Raw genomic sequence first — 24,509 nt, forward strand, 5'->3', positions numbered from 1 at the left:
TGTTGGGTGCCAGGGAGTGCGTCGGGTGCGCCGGAACCAGGACAACAGGTCAGATCTTGGGTGTGCGGAAGAGATTTAAGCATAAAAAAATCCATGGAATTTTTCTATACCCGCCGCCTGGGCGAGGGGTATATTTCCGTGACCGGGGCATTAGGCGATCAACCTGTAATGGTTCAGACCCCACCTCTCGTCATTCGAGGGTGTCGTAAAAGGTGACGCCCGACACGGTTTAGGGATGGAGTACCATTTTCGACCACTGCAACTGATTGGAAATGAAGGAAACGGGAAATCGCGCTATTCCGTTTCCGCACCGCAACAGCCCACGGAGGGGGGCTTTTCTCTCGTTCCCACGCGGCGCGTGGGAACGAGAAACAATTTGGTGTCTTTCACCCGTGATGCATGAATCAACGAGCGGTGCTTGGATAGAGAGTGAAATAACGAAGTGGTCCCGCATTTCATCGCCCCGATAATGATGCAGTGTCTATATAGAATCTTTCTTTTTGCCAAACAATAGCGGCCGATTGAATAGTAATGACGTGAATATTATCCGTAGGCAACAGACCATCCGTCGGTAAACCATAACACACCAGTATGATATCTACCTGCTGATCTAAGTGTCTCAATGTCTCTTGGAGGGCTATTTCCCTGGCCTTTTTCCGTGAAAAATTGAAATAGGCCAGAATTGCAACCGTATCTCTATTAGTATGTGGTTTCAGTCTGTTTTTTAGGGAGAGTGCTGATGGGCGCATCGGGTTTCCGTATTTTACCGACCCTTGGGAATGTAAAATAGGACGCAATTATATACCCGTCGCACGTGAATATTTTGGTAAGTGAGGTGTGCTGATCGTGCCCGAGAGCAAGGCGCGACGAGGAGGAATAGCCAGGCCCTATTGCGACGAGTCGCAACGCGGCTATCGGGTGCGAGCGGCGTGCATCGCGGCGAAATATTCACGTGTGACGGGTATATATTAGAGTACCTTGAAAAATGGCTGGGTGGCCGCAGGCGATTGTTCATCTGCGGTTACCCGGCCGAAATGCTCAAGTACGGGCAGGTCGAGGTGTAGGTGTTCAACGGCTCCCACTCCAGGCCGCATATCTCACCAGAACCGCGATCCCCGGTAGAATATGCGGCAGCGCTACTTAGAGGCTGTCTAAAAACTAACACATTGATTTTCTACTGGCATTGATTTTCGGCTGGCTCCCCACGCTCCAGCGTGGGAGCAGACCTGGTCCCGACGGAGGAGGGATCTAACGCTCCAGCGTTGATTAGGCGCCTCGATAGGCTAACAGCCAACGCCTATCAGCACAGAGGAGCTGAGTCCGCTGGAGCGGACAAGACGGCGTTCCCACGCTGGAGCGTGGGAACGAGCGCGAAATTTCAGATTTTATGTTCTAAAATCAGTATCTTAATTTTTAGACAGCCTCTTAGGCGACGGTGGCTTGGGTCTGATCATCAGAACTAGCGGAGGAGTATCCTCGGTATGAAACGCAACGCTATGAAACTCCGTTTTTTCGGCGCAACGCTGGCGCTGGGTCTAACCAGTGGGACAGGGGGGACGGCATGGGCCCAAGATCCACAGGATTGTCGGGCCTTGCGCAATCATGTCATGGACGGGGCCTATGTGACCTCGGCCCGTGTCATGACTTCAGAGAATCTGACGGAATATTGTGAGGTACGTGCCATTGCTTTACCGTCGATCTCCATCGGAGTTCGGCTGCCGCTTGACGAGTGGAACGGCAAATTCTATCAAGTCGGCTGCGGTGGTTTCTGCGGTGTCTTGGAGCGTCCGGATAAGAAAAAATGGTTCGTCAATGCGATGGGGCCGGGATTGGAAAGGGGTTATGCTACGGCGACCTCCGACAGCGGTCACCATGGCCTTGGTGTCACGGATGCGACCTGGGCCCATAACAACCCTCCGGCAGAAAGAGATTGGGGGTGGCGTGCCATCGGTGAGACTAACCGTGTCGCCATGTCGTTGCTGGAGGCCTTCTATGACGAGAAAGCGGAACAGAGCTATTTTCAAGGTTGCTCTAACGGCGGTCGCTTGGCCCATATGGCGGCCTTGAAATACCCGGACATGTTCAGCGGTATCATCTCCGGGGCACCGGCGATGGACTCTACCGGGCTGGTTGCCGTCAAAATGGCATGGCTCACACAAGCGAATACGGATAAGGACGGCAAGGCCATTCTGAAACCGGGCAAGGACGGGTTGATCGGCGATGAAGTCATGCGCCAGTGTGATGCCGAAGACGGGACCGAGGACAGCATCATTGCGGACCCGCGTAGGTGCTCTGTCGATCTGTCCGTGCTGAGATGTGAGGCCGGTCAAGAGGACGCGACCTGTTTGACTGACGCCGAGCTGGATGTGATCAAAAAATGGCGCCAAGGCCCACGGAATAAGGCCGGTGAGCAACTCTATCCAGGTGGCATACCGGAAGGTTCGGAAAGATTCTGGTGGTTGTGGTTGACTGGTAAGCCGCAAGGCGGCGGCAAGCTGGTACCGCTTTTTGCTAAGGATTTCGGGGCCTATATGGCATTTGAAGATGATCCGGGGGCAAGCTACTCCCCGTTGGATTTCGATTTTGAAACCGACCCGAAACGTCTGGAAGCCATGGCCGAAGTCTACAATTCAGACCAGCCGGATTTGACGGCGTTCATAGCAACCGGCGGTAAGATGATCGTGTGGCATGGTTGGGCGGATGCGATTGTTACCCCTTACAAAACGGTCGACTGGTATGAAAGACTGGCCTCGAATATGGGGGGCGAAGCGGCGCTGAAGAAAAACGTGCGGCTCTTTATGATCCCCGGTATGGACCATTGTGGTCTGCTACCCGCTGCCAATGGTGTCAGTCAGGACAACCTGAATGTCTTGGAGGCGCTTGAAGACTGGGTCGAGAAGGGGATAGCGCCTCAAACCATCTTGGGTAGTGGTTAAGGTTTAAATGGAAACATCGCCACTAGCAGTGTGTTGGGCACGCCACAAGCTGCACTCCCTCTCCCTCCGGGAGAGGGTCGGGGAGAGGGGATCAAATCAAGCAACGGGGCATAATGAACCGCTCTACACTAACCATTTAAAAATGGCTCTTTATAGATTCCGGACTGCTTTGGAGTGCGCCGGCAAAGCGGCGCGGCTGCATCGAACCTCAGCCACGGGGGATACCAGCGGCGTTGGCCGGGAATTCGGGTACTTAGGTTCACCCGTGCCGCGGCGACGGCGCTTTCCCTTGGCCGCAACACCTGTGCTGGGGACGGATGCGCGGCCCAATCCAAAGCGGCGGCGGGTCTGTGCCACTTGGCCGACCCCCCGCTTATGCCCAAGGCCGTAGGTTCCGGTAAGCATCGGGGTAAGATTGCCGCCGCACTCCAAAACGTCTGGTGGTACCCTTCCATGATCGTTGGCGGTCCGGAATCCATAAAGAGCCTTAAAAATTTACCACTACCACCCGAGGAGCGAAGATCGCCAAACTTCCGGTGCCGCGCTGGTTCAAGCCGGGATGGCCGATGATCGGCATCTCCCCTAGGCGGGATGGCCGATGATCGGCATCTCCCCTAGGAGAAATAGCGGACGAACTCCGCAAGCTCGGCCCGCGGCGTACGATACTGGTTGATAGGCGCACTCGTATCCTCATACCCCAGGGCAATTCCGCATAAGAGGATGCAGTCATCCCCGATGCCGAGCCTGCGCTTGACGATTTGGGGGTACTCGGCCAGGGCCTGCTGGGGACAGGTTGCCAGTCCCTCCTCGAGGGCGGCAAGCATCAGGGATTGCAGGAAGATGCCGAGATCCACATAGGCGCCGGTCGCCAGGTGGGATTCCATATGAAGATAGAGCACGATCGGCGCGCCGAAGGAGCAGTAATTCTCGATCCATTGCTCGCGCCGACGGTCCTTGTCTTCGCGTTCGATCCCCAGCGCGGAGTAGAGCTGCATGCCGCAGGCGAGGCGCCTGGAGGTGTAGGGTTCGGTCCAATACTCCGGATAATACCGATAGTCGGGCTCGCCCCGAATGCCGGCACGGAATCGGGCCTCCAGCGCTTCCGCGATCGCCTGCTTGGTGCGGCCGCTGACGACGGTGACCTGCCAGGGCTGGAGATTGCCCCCGGAAGGGGCCTGGGCGGCCAGCCGCAGGATGCGTTCGATCTTGTCGCTCTCGACCTCGCGGGCCAGAAAGGCCCGGCAGGAGTGCCTGCTACGCAGTGCGTCCGCTAGCTTCATCTTGCGATTCGCCTTAAGGGTAGTGTTCTAATTTTGTTGTTACCGAGTAGAGGGAACTTTGAAAAGTTTCCGCCCTGGGATCTTTCACGGTGCCCTTACACCAGAAACAACAAAGTTGAAACACCACCCCTTTTTCTAAAGACTTTTAAATTTGAACTCCAGAGACGCAGGGTTTGCGGTTGTTTGTTCTCTGCATTCTCCGCGTCTCCGCGGTTAATGAGGGTTGCTCAAGCACTCGTTCCACCGACCGTCAGGCCATCGATACGCAGGGTCGGTTGGCCCACCCCGACGGGTACGTTCTGGCCTTCCTTGCCGCAGGTGCCGGTCCCCTGGTCCAGCTCCAGGTCATTGCCTACCATGGTCACCCGGGTCAGCACATCGGGGCCATTCCCGATCAGAGAGGCACCCTTGACCGGGGCTCCGAGCTTGCCGTTCTCGATCAGATAGGCCTCGCTGGCAGAGAAGACGAACTTGCCGGAGGTGATGTCCACCTGGCCACCCCCGAAGTTGGCGGCGTAGAGACCCTGGTCCACCGCGGCGATGATCTCCTGCGGGTCCTTATCGCCGGGGAGCATGTAGGTGTTGGTCATCCGCGGTAGGGGCAGGTGGGCATAGGACTCGCGCCGGCCGTTGCCGGTCAGGGCCATACCCATTAGCCGGGCGTTGAGCTTGTCCTGCATATAGCCGCGTAGGATACCGTCTTCGATCAGAACGGTATTTTCCGTTGGCGTGCCCTCGTCATCCAGGTTCAACGAACCCCGGCGACCCGGCAGGGTGCCGTCGTCCACCACGGTTACGCCGGACGCGGCAACCCGTTCGCCCAGGCGGCCTGCGAAGGCGGACGTGCCTTTGCGGTTGAAGTCGCCCTCCAGGCCGTGACCCACCGCCTCATGCAGCAACACGCCGGGCCAGCCGGGACCGAGCACCAGGGTCATAGAACCGGCAGGGGCGGCGATGGCCGAAAGGTTAGTCAGGGCCATCCGGGCCGCATCCCGGGCGTACTCCTCGCAGCGGTCCGCGGCGAGAAAGTAGTCCAGGCCCTGACGCGCACCGCCGCCACACGACCCCTGCTCGCGCCGACCGCCCTCCTCGGCGATTACGGAGACATTGAGGCGCACCAGGGGCCGGACGTCGGCCACTAGGGTGCCGTCATCCGTGGCTACCAGGACCACATCCTGGACCGCCACCAGGCCCGTGTTCACCTGCTTGACCCGCGGGTCCAGGCGCCGTGCTACCTGATCCACGCGGTGCAGTAAGGCGATTTTCTCGTCGTCCGGCAGGCTGGCCACCGGATTCAAAGGCTCGTACAGCCGGTGTCCAACCGCCACGCCGGCTACGCGGACCCGCCCCTCGCCACCGCCCCGGACGATGGCCCGGGCTGCCTGTGTAGCCTGCTGCAAGGCCGGGAGCCGGAGCTCATCGGAGTAGGCGAAGCCGGTCTTTTCGCCGCTTACGGCGCGCACCCCCGCTCCCTGCTCGATATTGAAGCTGCCCTCCTTGATGATACCGTCCTCCAGGACCCAGGACTGGAACCGGCTGGACTGGAAGTAGAGATCGGCGGCATCAATGCCCGGGCCCTTGAGCGCTCCGAGCAAACGGTCGAGGTCCCGGTGCTCCAGTCCGGCGAGTGCCAGAATGCTGTCGCAGGCGATCTGGGTGGGGTCGTTCATAATTTGGGTCCGGACGGAAGAGTTATCCGCAAATGCACGCAAATCAACGCAAATGAATCAAGAACCGTCGATGATGACGAGAGCCGATTGCGACCGATCTGCGTTGATTCGCGTTCATCGGCGGCAACAAGCGGAACCGCCGAGGTTCGGGTTGAGCATGGGAAAAACGATCCGGTAGATTCAGTGGTAGTGGTAAATTTTTAGGCTCTTTATGGATTCCGGACTGCTTTGGAGTGCGCCGGCAAAGCGGCGCGACCGCATCGAACCTCAGCGACGGGAGATACCAGCGGCGCTTGCCGAGAACCTGGGCAGCGGGGTCCACGCGCGCCGCAGCGACGGCGCTTTCCCCTGGCTGCAACACCTTGCTGGATACGTCGCTAAATCCAAAGCGGCGGCGGGTTTGCACTGTACCTGCCGGCATCCCCGGTTACACCAGGTACTATGGGTTTCTACCAATGCCGGGATAAGGTCGCCGCCGCACTCCAAAGTTTCCGCCGGACCGCTCCGGTTCGCCGCCTGCCGGTGCGTCCCTGCACGCAGACAGGTGCTCACCATACGCGACGGTCGTGCCGGGGAGGGAGGATAGAACTGTCTGGAATCCATAAAGAGCCTAAACCTTAACCACTACCCAAAATTAGAACACCACCGGAGAAGTCTCAAGTGAGGAATCTTTGTGTCTTCCGTGTTCTCTGCGGTTCATTTCAAACCCGCAAATTGGGATTGTTACCCCAACTTGACTTGAGCATAGGAACGCGCAATCAACGAAAGATTGGTGCCGAGGGTCGGACTCGAACCGACATGGTGTTGCCACCGGTAGATTTTGAGTCTACTGCGTATACCAATTTCGCCACCCCGGCAGGGAACTGGCGGGATCGCACCAGGAACCCTGGCCTTCCCAGTCTTGGAACCGCCCGGGTATCCGGGCTCGCTGGGGCTGCCTGTGGGCGAGGCGTCACAGTATAGCCGCTCCGGTCGGCGGGGCAAGATCGAACGCGTGTTTATCTCCGGGGGAAGCGCATATCAGCGGAGGGACATAGAGGGGAAAACGCACAACAGCACAGCTGTAAGCTGTTTTGGACCGGAGAAAGTGGGGTAGTTACGGCGAAAAGGGCAGAACGATGGTCTCTTCGGCTTTTAGATGCCCGCGAAGTGCCCAAATCAAGACATCAGTATCAAAAAACATCCGGACAGCGGGTTAGGCGGCGTGCATTGATAAATGCCGTGGGGTCGTCTAGGTCCTCCCGATCTTTCCACAGGCCATGCCCCGGCGTTTTGGCGAATCTCGGGCGGGTTTTCCTGGGATACTCCTCGATTTCCTGGACGAACACGCGCACGTGGGCCGTCACGGGAGTCTTGAGTTGCCGCAGTTTTCCAGGCAGATCGGCAAGGGTGATATCTTCCAGTATTTCCATCGGTTTCGATTTGGTTTCGAGCATAGTCTATGAAGTAGCTACGTTATATATGACGAGTGTATCACGCCATGCGGCGTTCCGATTTCCACTTCGATCTCCCTGAATCGCTCATTGCCCAACGCCCCCTGCCGGAGCGGGGCGCGAGCCGGCTGCTGTATCTGGACGGCCCGAGCGGGGCAGTACGGGATCTGGCCTTCGCCGATCTGCCGCGGTTGGTGAACCCGGATGATCTCTTGGTCTTCAACGATACCCGCGTGATGCGGGCGCGGCTCTTCGGCCGCAAGCATTCCGGGGGTCGGGTCGAGATCCTGCTCGAGCGGCTCCTGAGTGATCGAATGGCTTTAGCCCAGGTGCGGGCAAGCAAAACCCTCAAGGCCGGGACCCTGATCCTGCTCGCAGGCGGTGAGCGGCTCGAGGTAGCAGGTCGGGACAGTGATCTGTTGCGTCTGCATTCCCCGGACGCCGGGTTCGAGGATCTGATGGCGCGCCACGGTCATGTGCCCCTGCCGCCCTACATCCGGCGTCCCGACGAGGCGTCGGACCTGGAGCGCTATCAGACCGTCTATGGCCGACGTGAAGGGGCGGTCGCCGCGCCCACCGCCGGGCTGCATTTCGACGCCCCCATGCTGGCGCGCCTGGCGGAGCGGGGCGTACGGATCGCCCATCTCACGCTGCATGTGGGGGCGGGGACCTTCCAGCCGGTGCGGGTGGAACGGCTCGAGGAACATGTCATGCACTGCGAACGGCTGGAGGTGGAGCAGGCGGTCTGCGCCGCCGTGACGGCCACGCGGGAGGCCGGTGGGCGCGTCATCGCCGTCGGCACCACCAGCGTGCGTGGTCTGGAGAGCGCCGCTCGGGACGGGGACCTGCGGCCCTATCGGGGCGATACCCGACTCTTTATCCGTCCGGGTTATCGCTTCCGGGTGGTCGATGCCATGATCACCAACTTCCACCTGCCGGAATCGACCCTGCTGATGCTGGTGTCCGCCTGCGGCGGGTTCGAGCAGGTAATGGCCGCCTACCGTCACGCGGTCCGGCAGAACTACCGTTTTTTCAGCTACGGCGATGCCATGTTTCTGACCCGGCGTGGCTCCTGATCCGAGCGTACCGGGACCCTCCCTTGTTATCCTCATCGAGCGGTGGTTCCTTATAATGGGTATGCAAAGTCTGTCGGGCATGATGTTCCCAGGCCGGTCATGCCCGTCCTCGGGGTAATCGCAACGGAAGATGAACAATGATACCATCGAGATGTGTGCTCTGCGGAAAACCGTATATTGATGAGATCGGGCCGAATCGAGGGAGTTACATCGAATTTTCCGACTACCGACGGCCTGAGCCCCATTCGCCTAGCAGCGCGGTTGGTACGGAATATTCCGGTGATGGGCATGTGAGGATAGCCAAGTCTCTGGCATCACTGCCATCGGAAGAGGCCCTGGCCGAATTGAAAAATCAGTTCGGCCCTTTCCCCGAATACCAAAGGAAAGAGCCTCGATCGGGATGGTTGAAATGCATCTTTTCTGTCGGGAAACACTTATGAGCACCTTGAAAAATACCGCTTCGGAGACATCTGCCCAATGCAAACCATATCGGCATCAGAGCTGGCAGCAATGCCCATCGACCAGCGCCTCCGGTTAGTCGAAGACAGCTGGAATTCAATTACTCCGGCGTGGCATAAGACGGCGCTGGAAACGCGACTTCAGGAATACTATGCAAACCCAAATGAGGGATCACCGTGGTCAGAAGTCAAGCAACGAATAATCGGTTGAGATCATTATGCTTGAGCTACGGCTCGTCAGGATAGGCCCAGGATTCCTCAGAAGGAAAACACAATGTGGTACTTCACAGAAATAGCGGATTGGTGGGAAGGCAAGCGCAAGGACACGGATGCCACATTAGACCGCTGGGTCGAGGACTCGGGTTACAGCCAGGGAGCAATGATCGTTGCAGCCACGACGAAAGCACTGACTACTTTCGGTGCCGGCTTCGTCGACATTCTCCGCCTAGGCGACGGAATAAGAGCAGGAACCCTCAAGGGAGCGGGGGTGGATGCCTTGCGTTTCGTAGCCATATTTCCCTTCGGGAAAGCTGCGAAGACACTCAAATCGGTACGGGGCCTCACGCGCGCAAAGGTAATCGTCGATACAGGTGGTCCACATTGCTTCTGGGTCGCATCGGCAAAGGCCCTTGCGCAAATTGGTCATAAATCCAAAGGCAAGCTGTTCGTGAGTGTTGAAGACTTGGCCAGGGCCCTCGGCATGCCGATGGACAACCTGTGGGGGGTTCGTGGTCTACGCACAGGAATGTCTCATCTCCAGAGAATGGGGGTAAGAATCGGTGCCATAAGACGTGTCTCCAATGAGAAAGACATCATGAGGATGGTGCCTCACGATGGAAGCGTTGTGATGATCGCAGTGGATGTCATAAAGCAAGGAAGAGTTATGGATGGACATGCCTTCTATGCTTTCCGTACGGTCTTCGGACAGATTCGCTATATGGACAGGACAGTTGGAAATACTACCCCCTCCGTCTACAAAAATATCGCAGAAATTGTACCTAAATATCCGAGAGTAACCGCTTTCGTTCCTCGACAAGCAGTAGTTCTTCACAATGTATTCGCGAAGTCCGTCGGGCACGACGTCCCACGGCTTGCAATGCCGGTCCTCGGGGTAATCGCAACGGAGGATGAACAATGATACCAGGAGTTTGTGTACTCTGTGGAAAATCCTGTACCGATGAGATCCCGCCGAATGAGGGAGATTATGTCGAATTCGCCGATTACCGACCAGGTGTTCCCTATTCGCTTATTGAAGCGGATGGTATGAGATATTTCTGTGATGAGCATGTGGCGATAGCGAGATCTCTAACGTCACTGCCATTGGAGGAGGCGGTAGCCGAATTGGAAAATCAGTACGGCCCTTTCCCCGAATACAAAAGGGAAAGTCGTCGATTGAAATGGTTGAAACGCATCTTTTCTCTCGGGAAACACGCACGGGTATCCTGAAAAATACCGCTTGGGTATGGAGAACGAGTTGGTGACGACATTCCTTATCCGCAGATTACGCAGATTCACGCAGATTTTTCGTGAAGACCATGCGCTTGTATTGGAGTCTCTTTCCAAAAACCCGTTACTCGAGTGCACGTTGACAAAAAAGAATCTGCGAAAATCTGCGAAAATCTGCGGATTAAATAGAGAATGAGGATAACAAAGAGGTATCCATGAACAAAAACGCACTCATCGCAGTAGCAATCTGCCTGGTCCATAGTTTGTTTGCGCTGCCAGCGCAGGCGTTGGCCAGCGCGCTGCCGGAGTTCAGCGAGCTGGTCGAGACCTACGGGCCGTCTGTGGTCAACATCAGCACCAAGCAGTCCCGCCGCGGTGCCCGCAGATTCCATGGTTTTTCGGTACCCGACCTACCCGAGGACAGCCCCTTCCACGATCTCTTTCGCCACTTCTTCGGGGAAGAGGGCCTGACCCCACACGACGAAGGTCGGCAGTCCCGGTCCTTGGGCTCCGGTTTCTTCATCTCCTCGGACGGGTATGTACTCACTAATTTCCACGTCGTGGAGGGCGCCGATGAGATCATCGTTCGCACCAGCGATCGCCGGGAGTTTCTCGCCAAGCAGGTGGGAACCGACAAGCGCAGCGACATCGCCTTGCTCAAGATCGAGGCCCGGGACCTACCGCCCATCAAGCTAGGTTCCGCGCAAGACCTCAAGGTGGGTGAATGGGTGCTTGCCATCGGCTCCCCCTTCGGCTTCGACCACTCGGCTACCGCCGGTATCGTCAGCGCCAAGGGCCGGAGCCTGCCGAGCGAGAATTACGTCCCCTTCATCCAGACCGATGTGGCGATCAATCCGGGAAATTCCGGTGGTCCCCTGTTCAACCTGGACGGCGAGGTGGTGGGCGTGAACTCCCAGATCTATAGCCGCACCGGTGGCTTTATGGGGCTGTCCTTTGCCGTTCCCATCGATGTGGCCATGAATGTGGTCGAGCAGCTCAAGGCCACAGGTAAGGTCAGCCGGGGCTGGCTCGGCGTAAGGATTCAGGAAGTGACCAGCGAGCTGGCAGAGACCTTCGGTATGGATCAGCCGCGGGGGGCGCTGGTCGCGCAGCTGCTTCCGAATAGCCCGGCGGCGGAGGCGGAGCTGCAGGTAGGGGACGTGATCCTGCGCTTTAACGGCAAAGAGGTTGCCACCCACAGTGCACTGCCGCCGCTGGTCGGTGCGACTCGGGTGAACGAGCCCGCGCAACTGGAAGTGCTGCGTAAGGGTCGCATCGAGGAGGTGACAGTGGTCATCGGCGAGCTGCCGGACGAGGGCGGGCTGACCGCTGCCGCGGAGCCGGAATCCACGACGGCGAACAGTATCGGCCTGGTGGTGGGGGATCTGAATGCGGAGCAACGCGACCAGCTCGGATTGAAGCAAGGCGGGGTGATCGTTCGGGAGGTCAAGCCCGGTGCAGCCAAACGCGCCGGCATAGGTCCCGATGATGTAATTCTGATGTTCGATGGCAAGCCGGTGGAGGGTGCCAAGCAGTTCCGGGAGCTGCTCGCGGACATCGAGCCGGGCCGTTCAGTCGCCGTCCTGATCCAGCGCGGCGACGGGCATGTGTTCCTCGCGGTGCGCATCCCAGAGGAATAAGCGTGATTCGATGTTTGAACTCAATCACGTCCGCAACTTCTCCATCATCGCCCATATCGATCATGGAAAATCCACCATCGCGGACCGCTTCATCCAGCTCAGCGGTACCTTAAGCGAGCGCGAGATGGCCGACCAGGTGTTGGACTCGATGGACCTGGAGCGGGAACGCGGGATCACCATCAAGGCCCAGAGCGTCACCCTCGACTATGTGGCTAAGGATGGCGAGACCTATCGGCTCAACTTCATCGACACCCCCGGCCACGTGGACTTCTCCTACGAGGTCTCGCGCTCGCTGGCCGCCTGCGAGGGGGCCTTGCTGGTGGTCGATGCGGCCCAAGGGGTCGAGGCCCAGAGCGTAGCCAATTGCTACACCGCCATCGAGCAGGGCCTCGAGGTCCTGCCGGTACTCAACAAGATCGATCTGCCGGCGGCGGAGCCGGAACGGGTGATCACTCAGATCGAGGAGATCATCGGGCTCGAGGCCAAGGATGCCCTCCAGGTGAGCGCCAAGACGGGCGCCGGCATCTCCGATTTGCTCGAACGCTTGATCGCCCACATCCCACCGCCGGTAGGCGATCCCGACGGTCCCCTCCAGGCCCTCATCATCGATTCCTGGTTCGATCCCTATGTGGGCGTCGTCTCCCTGGTGCGGATCGTCAACGGCGCGGTCAAACGCCGCGACAAGCTGCGCGTCATGTCCACCGGGCGTACCCACCAGGCGGACGGGATCGGGGTATTCACCCCCAAGAAGGTCGAACGCCAGGTCCTGGGGACGGGCGAGGTCGGCTTCCTGGTCGCCGGGATCAAGGAGATCGACGGGGCCCCGATAGGCGACACCATCACCCATGCGGACCGCCCGGCGCAGGCGTCATTGCCCGGATTCAAACAGCTGCAGCCACGGGTGTTCGCCGGGCTCTACCCCACGCGCTCCGATGCTTACGAAGACCTGCGCGATGCCCTGCGCAAGCTGCGGCTCAATGACGCCGCCCTCTTCTATGAGCCGGAGGTGTCTCAGGCCCTGGGCTTCGGATTCCGCTGCGGCTTTCTCGGGATGCTGCACCTGGAGATCGTCCAGGAACGCCTGGAGCGCGAGTACGACCTGGACCTGATCACGACGGCACCTACGGTCGTCTATGAGGTCCTGCGTTCCGACGGCGAGGTCGTGCGGGTGGACAATCCGGCTGACCTGCCCGAGGCTGGCAAGGTCAGCGAGATCCGAGAGCCCATCATCGAGGCCCATATCCTGGTGCCTCAGGACCTGCTCGGGGGAGTCATCAACCTGTGCATCGAGAAACGCGGCGTGCAGAAGGACATCCGGTACCTGGGCGGCCAGGTCCAGGCTACCTACGAGTTGCCCTTGAGCGAGGTGGTGCTGGATTTCTTCGACCGCCTGAAATCCGTCAGCCGCGGCTATGCCTCTTTCGAGTATGATTTCAAACGCTTTCAGGCCTCCGACCTGGTCAAGCTCGAGGTCCTGATCAACGGGGAGCAGGTGGACGCCCTGTCCGCCATCGTGCATCGGGATAAGGTCCAGTTCCGTGGCCACGAAGTGACCGTGCGCATGAAGGCACTCATTCCCCGGCAGATGTTCGAGGTCGCCATCCAGGCTGCCGTCGGCAGCAAGATCATCGCCCGCACCACGGTCAAGGCCCTGCGCAAGAATGTGACCGCCAAATGCTACGGCGGCGACGTAACCCGCAAGCGCAAACTGCTGGAGAAGCAGAAGGCGGGCAAGCGGCGCATGAAGCAGGTGGGAAAGGTGGAGATCCCCCAGGAGGCCTTCCTGGCGGTGCTTCAGGTTGGAAGGGATAATTAGCAAATCAGCCTTTGAATAGGGGAAAAAATGTCTACCATAGACAAGAACGGAATGTTGATTTCGCCCAAAGTGACATTATGGCGATATCCACACATAGAACATGGATCGTTGCGTGTTGTTCACGGGATCATTATTCATCAAACCGATTCCCCGAATGTACGATCTACCTTCAATGCGTATGGGAAAGGAGGAAATGGTGCGCATTTTTTAATAGCAAAAGATGGGGTGATTTATCAAACGGCAAGCTTGAGTAAGCGCTGCTACCATGTCGGCAGGCGTATTAAATCAAAGTGTTTGGAAATCAATAAAAACCAGTGTAAGGATAAAAAATTGGCAAAACTCAAGGCGTACAGTTGGTCCAAAAGGTTAGTTGCTATCGACAAGCATGAACGACAAAAAAATTATCCGGATAGATTTCCTATCAATAGTGATTCTATTGGTATCGAGTTAGTCGGTATGCATATTAATGATAAAACATATGAGCCTGTAACAGCTTGCCAAAACATGTCATTGCAATGGCTAATAGGTGAGCTATATACGCATTTTGGATTGGATAAAAGTGACATATATAGGCACCCCGCTGTTTCTTATAAAAACCCTGGCGAAGCGGCTAGTGCAAAATGGAAATGAGAAAACTATTGCCCATCTTTTTTATCACTTTGGTCTCTTGTACGACATCAACGATGGACTCTAGTAATATCGAGGAGCTTTATATCGATGATTTCCATTCAGATGATATTCAATCATGCAAAACGTCGGATGTCGAATTGAGTCATTCTCAGGCAAGAGAATTTTTCGATAAAGCCAAGGAAGTGGATTATCGAATCATCCATGACCACTATGAGGTGGCGCCTTGCTATATAGCCGGCCCTCTGAAATATCGGGATATCTATTGCTCATGGAAGATAATGCCTGGCAGTACCGGCTCAATCAGCTGTGGTAATAAAACCTGGTATTTCGTATGCGACGATTGTGATTATTTATATAACTGATGAAAAAGTAAGCTGCGTAGGATGTGGTGAGGCCAGGGATGGCCGAACCGCATCGATGGATGGTGGCGTGCCAATACCACGTCGGACATGGCACTATCCAACAATGCGGTTCGCAGCTACGAGCTTTTGCGACATTCTCCATAATGAAGTCTTTGTGCTCTCGTATATTTATAATTGTCGGGCTGGCCGCGGCGAATCCCTCAGAGTTCATGCTTGCCGAGTCAGCGAGTGTGCCGCGAGACCGTTTTCCGTACTCTTTTACGCATGCGCCCTACATTCACCCCAAGATTGTGCAAGATTTAACAACCTGGCTGAGTGATGAGGGGGATCAGATCATTGCCATCGGTCTGTTGGACTCCCAGGAAAGCAATCGCTATTTTGGCGAGGTGCGTGTTCGGAAAATCGATGGACAGCATCCCTATGTCTATATTCAAGTCGCCGAGGAAGAATTCGGATATCGGTATGTAGGAATGACCGAATCCGGCTTGTACATCCTTTACACGTCTGATTGGGGAGGTGGCTCCGGGGTTTTTAAGAGCCTTCTGTTCGTTACCTTCGAATACGACAAAGGAATCCAGGTAAACTGGGATGAATCTATCATCAATTGGGATAGAGATCGTCTCCTGATAAGGAAGCACGGCGAGATCACTCTGGGCGATCGGTGGGATGGTGAATTGCGGGTCGAGGGTGATAGGCTCTTCATAGGAAAAGACCGTGGATGGTTCACATTTTCCGGAGGCAAAGGGGGTAGTTGGCTTTCACATGATGGAAAAAGCAGGACTTTGTTGATAGACATGGATCCTTAATGAAAAAACAACTGATCAGGGGCGCCATACGCATTTTGAAATGGATGAAGGTGACGTATATAGGCATTCCGCCGGCCAGGTGTCGCACCTCATCGATTGGCCGTATTCGAGCTTTCACCAGTATGTAAAAGCGGGCCTGTATCCACCGCATTGGGCCGCGGACGATGTTGTAAAGGAATTGACTCTGGAATGACTGACGCGGCGGGATGCGCTACGCTTTCCCGTCCTACGGTCCTCAATGACATTGCTCTGTTATTGGGATGCATCTCGCAACAACAGAGTCCTGCTGTAGGTCAGAAAATCATCAAGGTGTTTCCGGATGATGCTGACGGTGATGGGCAGTTGCAGACTTTGATAATCATGCACGGCGATATTGCGAAAACCGACCATCCGTTTGAGGAGACCGGCTAACTCGGCATCTATCCATCCCCCCTGCGCCAACAGGGCAAAGACATCGCGTGCGCTTTGCGGAACCCCCAGCCGTTCACGCCGAATCAGGTGTTGCCCCATATCCAGCGCCGCTTCACAGGCCCTCTGGATATTCAGGATGGCGGCATCCTGACGGGTGTAGTCCTGAGTGAAGCCATCGGGATCGGCGGCATACTCTTCCCGTGCCCGCGCCACACACCTTTCGATGGTGGCCGCCTTGTTGATCAGGACATCATCGGCCATACACCTTCCCCCGCTTTCGTATCTCTTCCAGCAACCCGGCGCGGGCAGTGTCGAGCGCTGTTTTTTCACTGAGAATCGCCGCCTCGTAGAGCACCGCCTGCGCGTCCTTCGCCCACCAACGCTGCCCCTGAATAATAATCCGGTACTGCATTACGGTGGATGCGGCCCGTAGGTCCAACAGGTCCACCGGGCAGCCAGCCAGATCGGCCAGCTCGCCCGCCAGCTCCCAGAGTAACAGCGGCTCCGCATAACCGGCCACCAACACCGCCAGATCCAGGTCGCTGTCCGCCCTGGCCATGCCCTGAATACGGCTGCCAAAGGCATAAACCGCCAGTAGCTTCGGCACCTGGGCGCGCAGCCTGGAGAGGATCACCGTAGGGTTCATACCGCTCCCCTCACCTCGGTCTTGCCGGTTACGGCCCGCGTTGGTGAAAACACCTATTTTTCAAGGCGCCCAATCAAAAAAAGTCAGCCTTTGAACGAGGGGAAAAATGTTCACTATAAACAAGAATGGAATCTTGATTTCGAACAGTTATTGTATTCTCCAGAGAATCATTCATGAAGCGAGAAAAAGGGACCGCTTACGAGGACCTGCACGATGCCCTGCACAAGCTGCGGCTCAATGATGCCGCCCTGTTCCATGAACCGGAGGTGTCCCAGGCCCTGGGATTCGGATTCCGCTTCGGCTTCCTCGGCCTGAGTGATCCGGCATTGTCCGGCAGGAAAAGATCCTTACCTGGCGTCAGGACAAGGTTTGACGTGTTGCGTTCGACGTACCAAGGCTTGCACAATGACGGTGTGCTGGCGCCAGCGTCTCAACGCAATCGACACCCACATTACCCCCGCGCTGCCTGCACGCGCGGACCTTTGGGTGTAGGTTGGGTTAGGCGCGTGGTTCGATCCCGAAGGACACAAACACCCTTGAACGCGCCGTAACCCAACACGTCCGGTCCCCCAAACAACGCCGAATTATTCAGGATTGCTTGTAACCAGACAGCTTCCAAGACCTTCGAGCAACGAGTATGGCCCAAATAGCATACAAACCCAGCCGCTTCACCTACGCGGACTATTGCACCTGGCCTGATGAGGAACGCTGGGAGCTGATCGATGGCGAGGCCTACGCCATGTCGCCCGCGCCCGCTCGGATACATCAGGAGGTGGTAGTCGAATTGGTTCGCCAGATCGGTAACTTTCTCCAAGGTGGCCTCCAAGGCGACCGTTGCCGGGTCTATGTCGCCCCCTTCGACATTCGCCTGCCACACCGCGACGAAGTCGACGCCGCGGTGGAGACGGTCGTCCAGCCCGACATTGCGGTAATCTGCGACCCGTCCAAGCTCGATGAAAAAGGCTGCCGCGGCGCCCCGGATTGGATCATCGAAGTGCTCTCTCCCGCCACCGCCGCCAAAGATCAGATCCGGAAACGTGCGCTCTACGAGCGCCACGGGGTTCGAGAATATTGGCTGGTCCATCCGACCGACCGGGTCCTGTTCATGTATCGACTGGGGGCCGATGGATACGGCAAGCCGGATATCTTACCCACGGTGGATTCCTGCACCCCGGCGGCGATCCCCGACCTGGTGATCGATTGGAAGGGTGTCTTTACCCCCACGGAGAAGACCGAGTGAACATGGGCAGATCCCGACCCTCGAAACGCCTCGCACTCGGCGCCCTGGTCTTATCGCTCGCGCTGGTGCCCCTATCCCACGCCGCCCTGCCGCCGGCGGTCGACAAGGAACCCTTGCCCAGTCTGGCGCCGATGTTGGAGCGGGTGACACCGGCGGTCGTCAATATCTCTACCGTCACCCAGATCGAGGCAGAGACCCATCCCCTGCTGCGGGACCCCTTCTTCCGCTACTTCTTCGAGCTGCCTCGCAAGCGCCGGGAGCGTGAAACTCAGAGCCTGGGTTCGGGCGTCATCGTGGACGCCAAGCGGGGTATCGTACTCACGAATCACCACGTGGTGGACCAGGCGGACGCGATCGACGTCAGGCTCCAGGACGGGCGCGAGCTCAAGGCCGAATTAGTGGGCTCGGACCCGGAGACCGACATCGCGGTGCTACGCATCCCGGCCCAGGGCCTGACCGCGGTCGCCCTGGGAGACTCGGACGATTTGCGGGTGGGAGACTTCGTGGTTGCCATCGGCAGTCCCTTCGGACTCAGCCATACGGTGACCTCCGGCATCGTCAGCGCCCTGGCTCGGAGCGGCCTCGGCATCGAAGGCTTTGAAAGCTTCATCCAGACGGACGCCTCCATCAATCCGGGCAACTCGGGTGGCCCGCTGGTCGACCTGCACGGCCGTCTGGTGGGCATCAATACCGCCATCCTGGCCCCGAGCGGCGGTAACGTGGGCATCGGCTTCGCCATCCCGGTAGCGATGGTGCGCGTCGTCGCCGATCAGCTGCTCGAGCATGGAGAAGTGCGGCGCGGGCTGCTCGGCGTTGCCGTCCAGGATCTCACGCCGGAGCTCGCCCGAGCACTGGGGACGGGGGACGCCGACGGCGCCGTGGTATCCCATGTCGATCCCGGCTCGGCAGCCGCGGCCGCGGGGCTACGCCCCGGCGACCTGATCGTCGCCGTGAACGAGCGTCCCGTCACCGGCGCGGGGGCCCTGAAGGCACATATCGGTCTGCTACGGGTAGGTACACCCCTGGAGCTGGAGCTGATTCGCAAGGGTGCGCGCATCCGGCTCAAAAGCGCGGTGGCGGACCCCTATGCGGGGTATGTCGAAGGCCGGCGTCTGACCCCGCTGCTGCAAGGTGCCAAGCTGGGAGACCGAATCGATGGCAGCGGCGGTAACCGCTCGTCCGCAGTGGCCGTGGGGACCGTGGACAAGGGCAGTCCCGCCTGGCTCGCCGGGCTACGGGCGGGAGACCTCCTGTTGGCGGTCAATCAGGAGCGGGTGCGCAACCTCAAGGAGCTGGGGCGTGTCCTGCGTCGAGCCCGGACCCTGGTCAGCCTGAAGATTCGGCGCGGTGGCCGCATCCTCGTTCTCAGGCGACGCTGAAACAGTGTCGTCGGATCTGCAACCGGCACGGTCTTCTCAATTTTAGGGAAGGGAGTAGTAAATTTTTAAGTGGTGGTAGTGGGTAAAATCTGAGTGGGAATCCAGCCAATAAATCGCCGGTTGCAGGATAAGAGAGGATCAAGCATCTTCGTCCCCTCTCCCTCCGGGAGAGGGACAGGGAGAAGGGGTCAAAGGATAAAGATCGATGGCTTGGTGCTCCATCATCATTCCAGGTGAGACCCCAGCATCGGAGCTCTCTCACCTGTTCGATTACCCTCTCCCCAACCCCTCTCCCGACCAGGGGCGGCTTTATTAGTTCTACTATTTACAGCGCACTACACTAGTACCTAGTTTCGATCGATATTGCTAGGGGGTGTTCGCAATTAACAAACGATCTAATCTTCGCTATATCGAACCACGGATAGACACGGATAGACACGGATTGGTCTCTATCCGTGTCTATCCGTGTTCATCCGTGGTTCGCTTTCCGGTTGTTATCTGCACTGACCAACGGTTTTCACAGGTCAGATGGCTGCAACATCCCAGCGGTCCGCTCCGCGGACCCGACACATAATCAGCTGGTCAGCGTAGGGTCCGCTGCGCGGACCTTTGGAATGTCAACACCCCCTACTCCACACACTGGAGCATGTGAGCCAAGCGTGTGAGCCAGCAGATACTATGAACTCCGCGCTCGTTCCCACGCTCCAGCGTGGGAACGCCGTCTGGTCCGCTCCAGCGGACTCAGCTCCTCGGTGCTGATCGGCGTTGGCTGTCAGCCTACCGAGGTGCTTAATCGACGCTGGAGCGTCGGGATCTGCTCCCACGCTGGAGCGTGGGAGCCAGCCGATATGGGTAGCTAGCTGGTCGCTTATTGACACTGGAGCGTGGGAGCCAACAGAAATTGTCATCCCGACGTAGGAGGCAGGGCAACCGAAAGATAATCACTGTTGAAACAGGCTGATGGTAGGTCAGTCAATGGGAGGGGTCAGGTCATCGGTCCGACCCTTTGGAGTGCGCCGGCAAAGCGCCGCGACTGGATCGATCTCCAGCGGTGTACGCTACCAGGGCGGCATATGCTTAGATTCGGTGGTACGGTGTATCCCACGCGGCGCGGCGACGGCGCTTTGGTTGGCGGGTGGTTCTGATCCAAAGCGGCGGCGGCTTGGTGCCGGTCGCCGGACAGGTGCTATCAGCCAATCACTGGAACTCACCCGCGGCACCGGGATGGCCGGTTGCCGCCGCACTCCAAAAGGATGTCGCAAAAGCTGGAAAGGCGGGATGCTACGTGCTGACCCGACCTACAGGGCTCTCCGATAAGCGTTCAAGACACTCCGATGAGTCTCTAACAGGCTCCCGTGAGTCTTCAACACTCTCCAGTGAGTCTTCAAGACTCTCCAGTGAGTCTTCAGGACTCTCCCGTGAGTCTTCAACACTCTCTAGTGAGTCTTCAGGACTCTCCAGTGAGTCTTCAGGACTCTCCAGTGAGTCTTCAGGACTCTCCAGTGAGTCTTCAGGACTCTCCAGTGAGTCTTCAGGACTCTCCAGTGAGTCTTCAGGACTCTCCAGTGAGTCTTCAGGACTCTCCAGTGAGTCTTCAGGACTCTCCAGTGAGTCTTCAGGACTCTCCGATGAGTCTTCAACACTCTCCAGTGAGTCTTCAAGACGCTCCGGTGAGTCCTTGCCAGGCCCGGTTGCGGCTTTGGATCTCGATCTCCACGCCGCGCCCTACTCCTTTGCGGCGGGGGGTTGCTTGCGCCCGCCCATATGCTGGAAGCGTTCGCCCAGCTGCTCGGCCACCGGTTTGAGGCCCGGTGTCCGTTTGGCGGCGGTCTTGACGTAGTCGTAGACCTGGATCGCTTCCTGCATCGCCTCTCCGCCCACCGCCAACCGGGTGTCGTCGAGCTGGGAGGCTACCGAATCGGCCAGTGTGCCCAGCTCGGTCAGGGCGGTGAATAGCTCCACATCCTTCTCGAAGCCAGGGATCTCGAAGCTGGCGGGGAGGATGGTGGGGTGATCCTGGGCGGCGGTCAGGGCATTCCGGACGAAGGAGACGCTATCGGGCCCGGTCTTGAAGGTGGCCTTGCGTTCCTGGGTCGTCAGACTGACCAGGAACGGCAGCTTATTGAGCACGGTATCGAAGGCGTCCTTGACGGCCTTGATGTCGGCGGCTGAGAGCGACGCATCGATGTTCTGGTAGGGCATAGTCGTTTCCTGCCAAGGTTATGAGCGGGAATGGTCACTATAGCGTCGGCCTGGGGTGTGCGCTATAGGGATTGCCGCTGCCTGGAGCGTCTCTGGCTCCTCAGCACCGGGGAGCTGTGTCCGCTGGAGCGGACAAGCCGGCGTTCCCACCTGTCTGCGTGCGGCACGCACAGGCAGGCGCTGGAGTGTGGGAACGAGCGCTGACTGTTTGGACCGGCAACTCGGCATTCAGGTTTTACCCGATAGCCGGAAGGGCCAACGAAATATCGGTAGTCCTGGGAGCCGACAAGATGTCGGCGGTCCCAGGGACCGACAAGATGTCGGCGATCCCAGGGGCCGACAAGATGTCGGCGGTTCCGGGCCGGCTGGGACCGCCGTCTTTCAGACGGCTTTGTGAACCGGCTGGGACCGCCGTCTTTCAGACGGCTTTGTGAACCGGCTGGGACCGCCGTCTTTCAGACGGCTTTGTGAAAGTATTACTGGATTTTCAGGGCATCAGGGATAGGGCAACATAATTTCCATAATCCAGCCGGGAATCTTTCTCCTCAGTCCCACGTGATATGGAATTCAGCGTGGAACATGGTAACTTCATCCCACCGCTTCCGGGAAAGGCGAATTCTTTCACAGTCTCAGCGCGTGGGAACGAGAAAGGCTCCAGCATCGATTAAGCGCCTCGGTAGGCCAACCGCCAACGCCGATCAGCACCGGGGAGCTGTGTCCGCTGGAGCGGACAAGCCGGCGTTCCCACCTGTCTGCGTGCGGCACGCACAGGCAGGCGCTGGAGCGTGGGAACGAGCGCGGCAAAGAAAATCTGTGGAAATCTGCCTAATCTGCGCATCCGAGCCGAAGTGCCGGGTTTGGTTCCTCGATCCGGCCTCTGGACTATTCACGCCCCTCGGTAGCGCTCAGATCCCGTCCCGCCCGCGCGGCGGTGAGACGGGCGCGAACCCTTTTCGTGTCAGGATGCTCCGGCCCCAGCTTGCGTTCGAGAACCGGCAGGGCCTGCTCGAAATAGCCGATAGCCTTTTGATATTCGCCGAGCGCCTGCCAGACCGCTCCCAGATTGTTGCGATCTCTTGCCACAGCGGGATGGTCTTCGCCGTAGGTCCTGAGATCACTGGCCAAGGCCTGTTCGTAATAGCCGATGGCCTTTTGATGCTCGCCGAGTTTCAGCCAGGCCGATCCCAGGTTGTTGCGGCTTGCTGCCACATGGGGATGGTCCTCGCCATAGGTCTTAAGATCACTGGCCAGGGCCTGTTCGTAATAGCCGATGGCCTTCTGGTACTCCCCGAGTGACTCCCAGGCCAATCCCAGATTGTTGCGAATTGTCGCGATACGGGGATGGTCCTCGCCATAGGTCTTGATGCCACTGGCCAGGGCCTGCTCCAAATAGCCGATGGCCTTCCGGTACTCGCCGAGTGACCGCCAGACCATTCCCAGATTGTTGCGGTAGATCGCTACCTGGGGATGGTCCTCGCCATAGGTCTTGAGATCACTGGCCAGGGCCTGCTCGTAATAGCCGATGGCCTTCCGGTACTCCCCGAGTGAATCCCAGGCCGATCCCAGATTGTTGCGCATTGTCGCGACATCGGGATGGTCTTCGCCGTAGGCGTTGAGATCGCTGGCCAGGGCCTGCTCCAAATAGCCGATGGCCTTCTGGTACTCGCCGAGTGAATACCAGGCCGATCCCAGATTGTTGCGCATTGTCGCGACATGGGGATGGTCTTCGCCGTATGTCTTGATGCCACTGGCCAGGGCCTGCTTGAAATAGCCGATGGCCTTTTGGTACTCCCCGAGTGCTTTCCAGGCCATTCCCAGATTGTTGCGGCGTATTGCCACCTTGGGATGGTCCTCGCCGTAGGTCCTGAGATCGCTGGCCAGGGCCTGCTCGTAATAGCCGATGGCCTTATGGTACTCCCCGAGTGAATCCCAGGCCAATCCCAGATTGTTGCGAATTGTCGCGATACGGGGATGGTCCTCGCCATAGGAGTTCAGATCACTGGCCAGGGCCTGCTCATAATAGCCGATGGCCTTCCGGTACTCCCCGAGTGCTTCCCAGGCCATTCCCAGATTGTTGCGGCTTGCTGCCACATGGGGATGGTCCTCACCGTAGGCGCTGAGATCGCTGGCCAGGGCTTGCTCGGAGTAGTCCTTGGCGGCCCTGTAGTCACCGAGTATCCGCGCTAGCTCGCCTGCGCCTGTGAGATACAGGCCGTTCTCCGGCGCGAGCTGGGCGGCCCGTTGGGCGTGTTCATAGGCTTTTCGATAGCGGATTTCGTCCAGGGCGATGCGGCTGAGCTGATAGTCCGCCTCGGCGGCGACCTGGATGGCTGCTTTGGTCCGGGCCTTGATTTGGGTAAAGAGCTGGTCTGCCTGGCGCCGGTCGCCTTGGGCCAAGGCAGTGCGGGCCTGATCCAGGAGCGCATCTGGGATCTGGCCGCGGATGGTCTCTAACTGAGCGATGCGTTCCTTCAGTTCCTTGATATGGTTCTGGTAGCTGGCTTCGGCATCCGCCAATTGGCGTTCGATCTCGGCCTTCTCTTTCTTCAGGATTTGGCGTTCCTTCTCCTGTATTTGGGATTCCTTGGCATGGATCTGTTCCAGGCGCTCGGTGACCTCTTGCTCCCGTTCCTTGAGATCGGCTTTGTATTTCTCGAAGGGGATGCCGATGTGGATGATCTGGGTATTCCCTTTCCCCTCCTGCTGGACGGCCTGGCCGATGTCCCCGATCCCCTGGTGCTGGATGCCCTGGTTGATGTCCCCGGTTCCTGTATGTGTGACCGGGGAGCCTTGGATGTCTTGATTGACCACACCGCCATCTGTGGCCGTGATCGAGTTGTTTTGATTGGACAGGAAGACATGCACCGCCCAGCCGCCGCCGATGGCGGCAGCCACCGCGGCGATCAGTCCCAATAGGGCTATCAGGATTTTTCGCTGAGCTTTCGTCATTGTCTTTTTTGCGTTCATTTGCGGAAAAAAAGCGTCTCAGAGGCTGTCTAAAAACCAACCTATTGATGTTGCTTGATGTGGCGTGACCAATCCTGTCGAAATAAAGCCCTTGATCCCCCCTCTCCCTCC

At 58.1% G+C, this 24,509-nt stretch carries 20 protein-coding genes and 1 tRNA gene; 13 read left to right on the top strand and 8 right to left on the bottom strand.

Annotated elements, in window-relative coordinates:
• The first annotated feature begins 1,481 nt into the window (after nt 1-1,481).
• Complete coding sequence (locus tag E1958_RS12705; RefSeq protein WP_207787807.1) at nt 1,482-2,936, top strand: tannase/feruloyl esterase family alpha/beta hydrolase; 1,455 nt, start codon at nt 1,482-1,484, stop codon at nt 2,934-2,936.
• A gap of 614 nt (nt 2,937-3,550) precedes the next feature.
• On the opposite strand, the gene E1958_RS12710 is transcribed toward E1958_RS12705, so the two are convergent.
• Both E1958_RS12710 and tldD read right to left on the bottom strand, forming a co-directional pair.
• Nucleotides 3,551-4,216: a nitroreductase gene (locus E1958_RS12710; protein ID WP_133512203.1), complete on the bottom strand. Its 666-nt coding sequence runs from the start codon at nt 4,214-4,216 to the stop codon at nt 3,551-3,553.
• 227 nt (nt 4,217-4,443) lie between these two features.
• Nucleotides 4,444-5,886, bottom strand: coding sequence for a metalloprotease TldD (gene tldD / locus E1958_RS12715; RefSeq protein WP_133512204.1), 1,443 nt, complete (start codon nt 5,884-5,886; stop codon nt 4,444-4,446).
• Between the two features lie 211 nt (nt 5,887-6,097).
• On the opposite strand from tldD, the gene E1958_RS12720 reads away from it, so the two are divergent.
• Nucleotides 6,098-6,472: a hypothetical protein gene (locus E1958_RS12720; RefSeq protein ID WP_133512205.1), complete on the top strand. Its 375-nt coding sequence runs from the start codon at nt 6,098-6,100 to the stop codon at nt 6,470-6,472.
• A 184-nt stretch (nt 6,473-6,656) separates the two neighbouring features.
• Here E1958_RS12720 and E1958_RS12725 read toward each other — a convergent pair.
• Both E1958_RS12725 and E1958_RS12730 read right to left on the bottom strand, forming a co-directional pair.
• Nucleotides 6,657-6,743 (bottom strand) — tRNA-Leu (locus tag E1958_RS12725).
• A 315-nt stretch (nt 6,744-7,058) separates the two neighbouring features.
• The gene (locus E1958_RS12730) at nt 7,059-7,298 is read right to left on the bottom strand and encodes a hypothetical protein (RefSeq protein ID WP_133512206.1); all 240 of its coding nucleotides are present in this window, start codon (nt 7,296-7,298) and stop codon (nt 7,059-7,061) included.
• A gap of 68 nt (nt 7,299-7,366) precedes the next feature.
• On the opposite strand from E1958_RS12730, the gene queA reads away from it, so the two are divergent.
• The 7 genes from queA (at nt 7,367) to E1958_RS12765 (ending at nt 15,553) form a co-directional block, all read left to right on the top strand.
• Nucleotides 7,367-8,395 carry a tRNA preQ1(34) S-adenosylmethionine ribosyltransferase-isomerase QueA gene (queA, locus tag E1958_RS12735; RefSeq protein WP_133512207.1) on the top strand — a complete coding sequence of 343 codons (1,029 nt, stop codon included), beginning with the start codon at nt 7,367-7,369 and terminating at the stop codon, nt 8,393-8,395.
• A gap of 510 nt (nt 8,396-8,905) precedes the next feature.
• The gene (locus tag E1958_RS12740) at nt 8,906-9,064 is read left to right on the top strand and encodes an addiction module protein (protein WP_207787808.1); all 159 of its coding nucleotides are present in this window, start codon (nt 8,906-8,908) and stop codon (nt 9,062-9,064) included.
• A 63-nt stretch (nt 9,065-9,127) separates the two neighbouring features.
• Complete coding sequence (locus E1958_RS12745) at nt 9,128-9,991, top strand: hypothetical protein (protein ID WP_133512209.1); 864 nt, start codon at nt 9,128-9,130, stop codon at nt 9,989-9,991.
• 523 nt (nt 9,992-10,514) lie between these two features.
• Nucleotides 10,515-11,939 carry a DegQ family serine endoprotease gene (locus tag E1958_RS12750; protein ID WP_133512210.1) on the top strand — a complete coding sequence of 475 codons (1,425 nt, stop codon included), beginning with the start codon at nt 10,515-10,517 and terminating at the stop codon, nt 11,937-11,939.
• 10 nt (nt 11,940-11,949) lie between these two features.
• Nucleotides 11,950-13,755, top strand: coding sequence for a translation elongation factor 4 (gene lepA / locus E1958_RS12755; protein ID WP_133512211.1), 1,806 nt, complete (start codon nt 11,950-11,952; stop codon nt 13,753-13,755).
• 27 nt (nt 13,756-13,782) lie between these two features.
• Complete coding sequence (locus E1958_RS12760) at nt 13,783-14,385, top strand: peptidoglycan recognition protein family protein (RefSeq protein ID WP_133512212.1); 603 nt, start codon at nt 13,783-13,785, stop codon at nt 14,383-14,385.
• A gap of 400 nt (nt 14,386-14,785) precedes the next feature.
• Nucleotides 14,786-15,553, top strand: coding sequence for a hypothetical protein (locus E1958_RS12765; protein WP_133512213.1), 768 nt, complete (start codon nt 14,786-14,788; stop codon nt 15,551-15,553).
• Nucleotides 15,554-15,805: 252 nt separating this feature from the next.
• Here E1958_RS12765 and hepT read toward each other — a convergent pair whose 3' ends face one another.
• Both hepT and mntA read right to left on the bottom strand, forming a co-directional pair.
• Nucleotides 15,806-16,225, bottom strand: a complete 420-nt coding sequence (gene hepT, locus E1958_RS12770; protein WP_133512214.1) for a type VII toxin-antitoxin system HepT family RNase toxin — start codon at nt 16,223-16,225, stop codon at nt 15,806-15,808.
• A complete protein-coding gene (gene mntA / locus E1958_RS12775) occupies nt 16,215-16,610 on the bottom strand; it encodes a type VII toxin-antitoxin system MntA family adenylyltransferase antitoxin (RefSeq protein ID WP_089728079.1) in 396 nt (131 codons plus the stop codon). The genes hepT and mntA overlap by 11 nt, the downstream gene beginning before the upstream one ends.
• 173 nt (nt 16,611-16,783) lie before the next feature.
• Between mntA and E1958_RS12780 the strand changes: the two genes are divergently transcribed.
• The 3 genes from E1958_RS12780 (at nt 16,784) to E1958_RS12790 (ending at nt 19,229) form a co-directional block, all read left to right on the top strand.
• Nucleotides 16,784-17,161 (top strand): hypothetical protein, encoded by a 378-nt coding sequence (locus E1958_RS12780; protein ID WP_133512215.1) that lies wholly within the window; start codon nt 16,784-16,786, stop codon nt 17,159-17,161.
• An 86-nt stretch (nt 17,162-17,247) separates the two neighbouring features.
• Nucleotides 17,248-17,850 (top strand): Uma2 family endonuclease, encoded by a 603-nt coding sequence (locus tag E1958_RS12785; RefSeq protein ID WP_133512216.1) that lies wholly within the window; start codon nt 17,248-17,250, stop codon nt 17,848-17,850.
• A gap of 2 nt (nt 17,851-17,852) precedes the next feature.
• Nucleotides 17,853-19,229 carry a DegQ family serine endoprotease gene (locus E1958_RS12790; protein ID WP_133512248.1) on the top strand — a complete coding sequence of 459 codons (1,377 nt, stop codon included), beginning with the start codon at nt 17,853-17,855 and terminating at the stop codon, nt 19,227-19,229.
• A 1,725-nt stretch (nt 19,230-20,954) separates the two neighbouring features.
• Here E1958_RS12790 and E1958_RS12800 read toward each other — a convergent pair.
• Nucleotides 20,955-21,431 carry a hypothetical protein gene (locus E1958_RS12800; protein WP_133512217.1) on the bottom strand — a complete coding sequence of 159 codons (477 nt, stop codon included), beginning with the start codon at nt 21,429-21,431 and terminating at the stop codon, nt 20,955-20,957.
• Nucleotides 21,432-21,461: 30 nt separating this feature from the next.
• On the opposite strand from E1958_RS12800, the gene E1958_RS20320 reads away from it, so the two are divergent.
• Nucleotides 21,462-21,635, top strand: a complete 174-nt coding sequence (locus tag E1958_RS20320; RefSeq protein ID WP_165742010.1) for a hypothetical protein — start codon at nt 21,462-21,464, stop codon at nt 21,633-21,635.
• A 678-nt stretch (nt 21,636-22,313) separates the two neighbouring features.
• Here E1958_RS20320 and E1958_RS12805 read toward each other — a convergent pair.
• Entirely contained in the window at nt 22,314-24,380 is a 2,067-nt protein-coding gene (locus E1958_RS12805; RefSeq protein ID WP_166664650.1) for a tetratricopeptide repeat protein, read from the bottom strand.
• Nucleotides 24,381-24,509: the final 129 nt, after the last annotated feature.

Source organism: Candidatus Thiosymbion oneisti (assembly GCF_004359955.1).
Taxonomy (GTDB): domain Bacteria; phylum Pseudomonadota; class Gammaproteobacteria; order Chromatiales; family Chromatiaceae; genus Thiosymbion; species Thiosymbion oneisti.

Bases quoted from the DNA above. Each gene is read 5' to 3' on its own strand.
- E1958_RS12805 (WP_166664650.1), bottom strand. From the start codon at position 24,380: ATGACGAAAGCTCAGCGAAAAATCCTGATAGCCCTATTGGGACTGATC.
- E1958_RS12760 (WP_133512212.1), top strand. From the start codon at position 13,783: ATGTCTACCATAGACAAGAACGGAATGTTGATTTCGCCCAAAGTGACA.
- E1958_RS12800 (WP_133512217.1), bottom strand. From the start codon at position 21,431: ATGCCCTACCAGAACATCGATGCGTCGCTCTCAGCCGCCGACATCAAG.
- E1958_RS20320 (WP_165742010.1), top strand. From the start codon at position 21,462: ATGGTCACTATAGCGTCGGCCTGGGGTGTGCGCTATAGGGATTGCCGC.
- E1958_RS12710 (WP_133512203.1), bottom strand. From the start codon at position 4,216: ATGAAGCTAGCGGACGCACTGCGTAGCAGGCACTCCTGCCGGGCCTTT.
- E1958_RS12730 (WP_133512206.1), bottom strand. From the start codon at position 7,298: ATGGAAATACTGGAAGATATCACCCTTGCCGATCTGCCTGGAAAACTG.
- lepA (WP_133512211.1), top strand. From the start codon at position 11,950: ATGTTTGAACTCAATCACGTCCGCAACTTCTCCATCATCGCCCATATC.
- E1958_RS12750 (WP_133512210.1), top strand. From the start codon at position 10,515: ATGAACAAAAACGCACTCATCGCAGTAGCAATCTGCCTGGTCCATAGT.
- E1958_RS12745 (WP_133512209.1), top strand. From the start codon at position 9,128: ATGTGGTACTTCACAGAAATAGCGGATTGGTGGGAAGGCAAGCGCAAG.
- mntA (WP_089728079.1), bottom strand. From the start codon at position 16,610: ATGAACCCTACGGTGATCCTCTCCAGGCTGCGCGCCCAGGTGCCGAAG.
- tldD (WP_133512204.1), bottom strand. From the start codon at position 5,886: ATGAACGACCCCACCCAGATCGCCTGCGACAGCATTCTGGCACTCGCC.
- E1958_RS12705 (WP_207787807.1), top strand. From the start codon at position 1,482: ATGAAACGCAACGCTATGAAACTCCGTTTTTTCGGCGCAACGCTGGCG.
- E1958_RS12790 (WP_133512248.1), top strand. From the start codon at position 17,853: ATGGGCAGATCCCGACCCTCGAAACGCCTCGCACTCGGCGCCCTGGTC.
- queA (WP_133512207.1), top strand. From the start codon at position 7,367: ATGCGGCGTTCCGATTTCCACTTCGATCTCCCTGAATCGCTCATTGCC.
- E1958_RS12720 (WP_133512205.1), top strand. From the start codon at position 6,098: ATGGATTCCGGACTGCTTTGGAGTGCGCCGGCAAAGCGGCGCGACCGC.
- E1958_RS12765 (WP_133512213.1), top strand. From the start codon at position 14,786: ATGGCCGAACCGCATCGATGGATGGTGGCGTGCCAATACCACGTCGGA.
- E1958_RS12740 (WP_207787808.1), top strand. From the start codon at position 8,906: ATGCCCATCGACCAGCGCCTCCGGTTAGTCGAAGACAGCTGGAATTCA.
- hepT (WP_133512214.1), bottom strand. From the start codon at position 16,225: ATGGCCGATGATGTCCTGATCAACAAGGCGGCCACCATCGAAAGGTGT.
- E1958_RS12780 (WP_133512215.1), top strand. From the start codon at position 16,784: ATGAAGCGAGAAAAAGGGACCGCTTACGAGGACCTGCACGATGCCCTG.
- E1958_RS12785 (WP_133512216.1), top strand. From the start codon at position 17,248: ATGGCCCAAATAGCATACAAACCCAGCCGCTTCACCTACGCGGACTAT.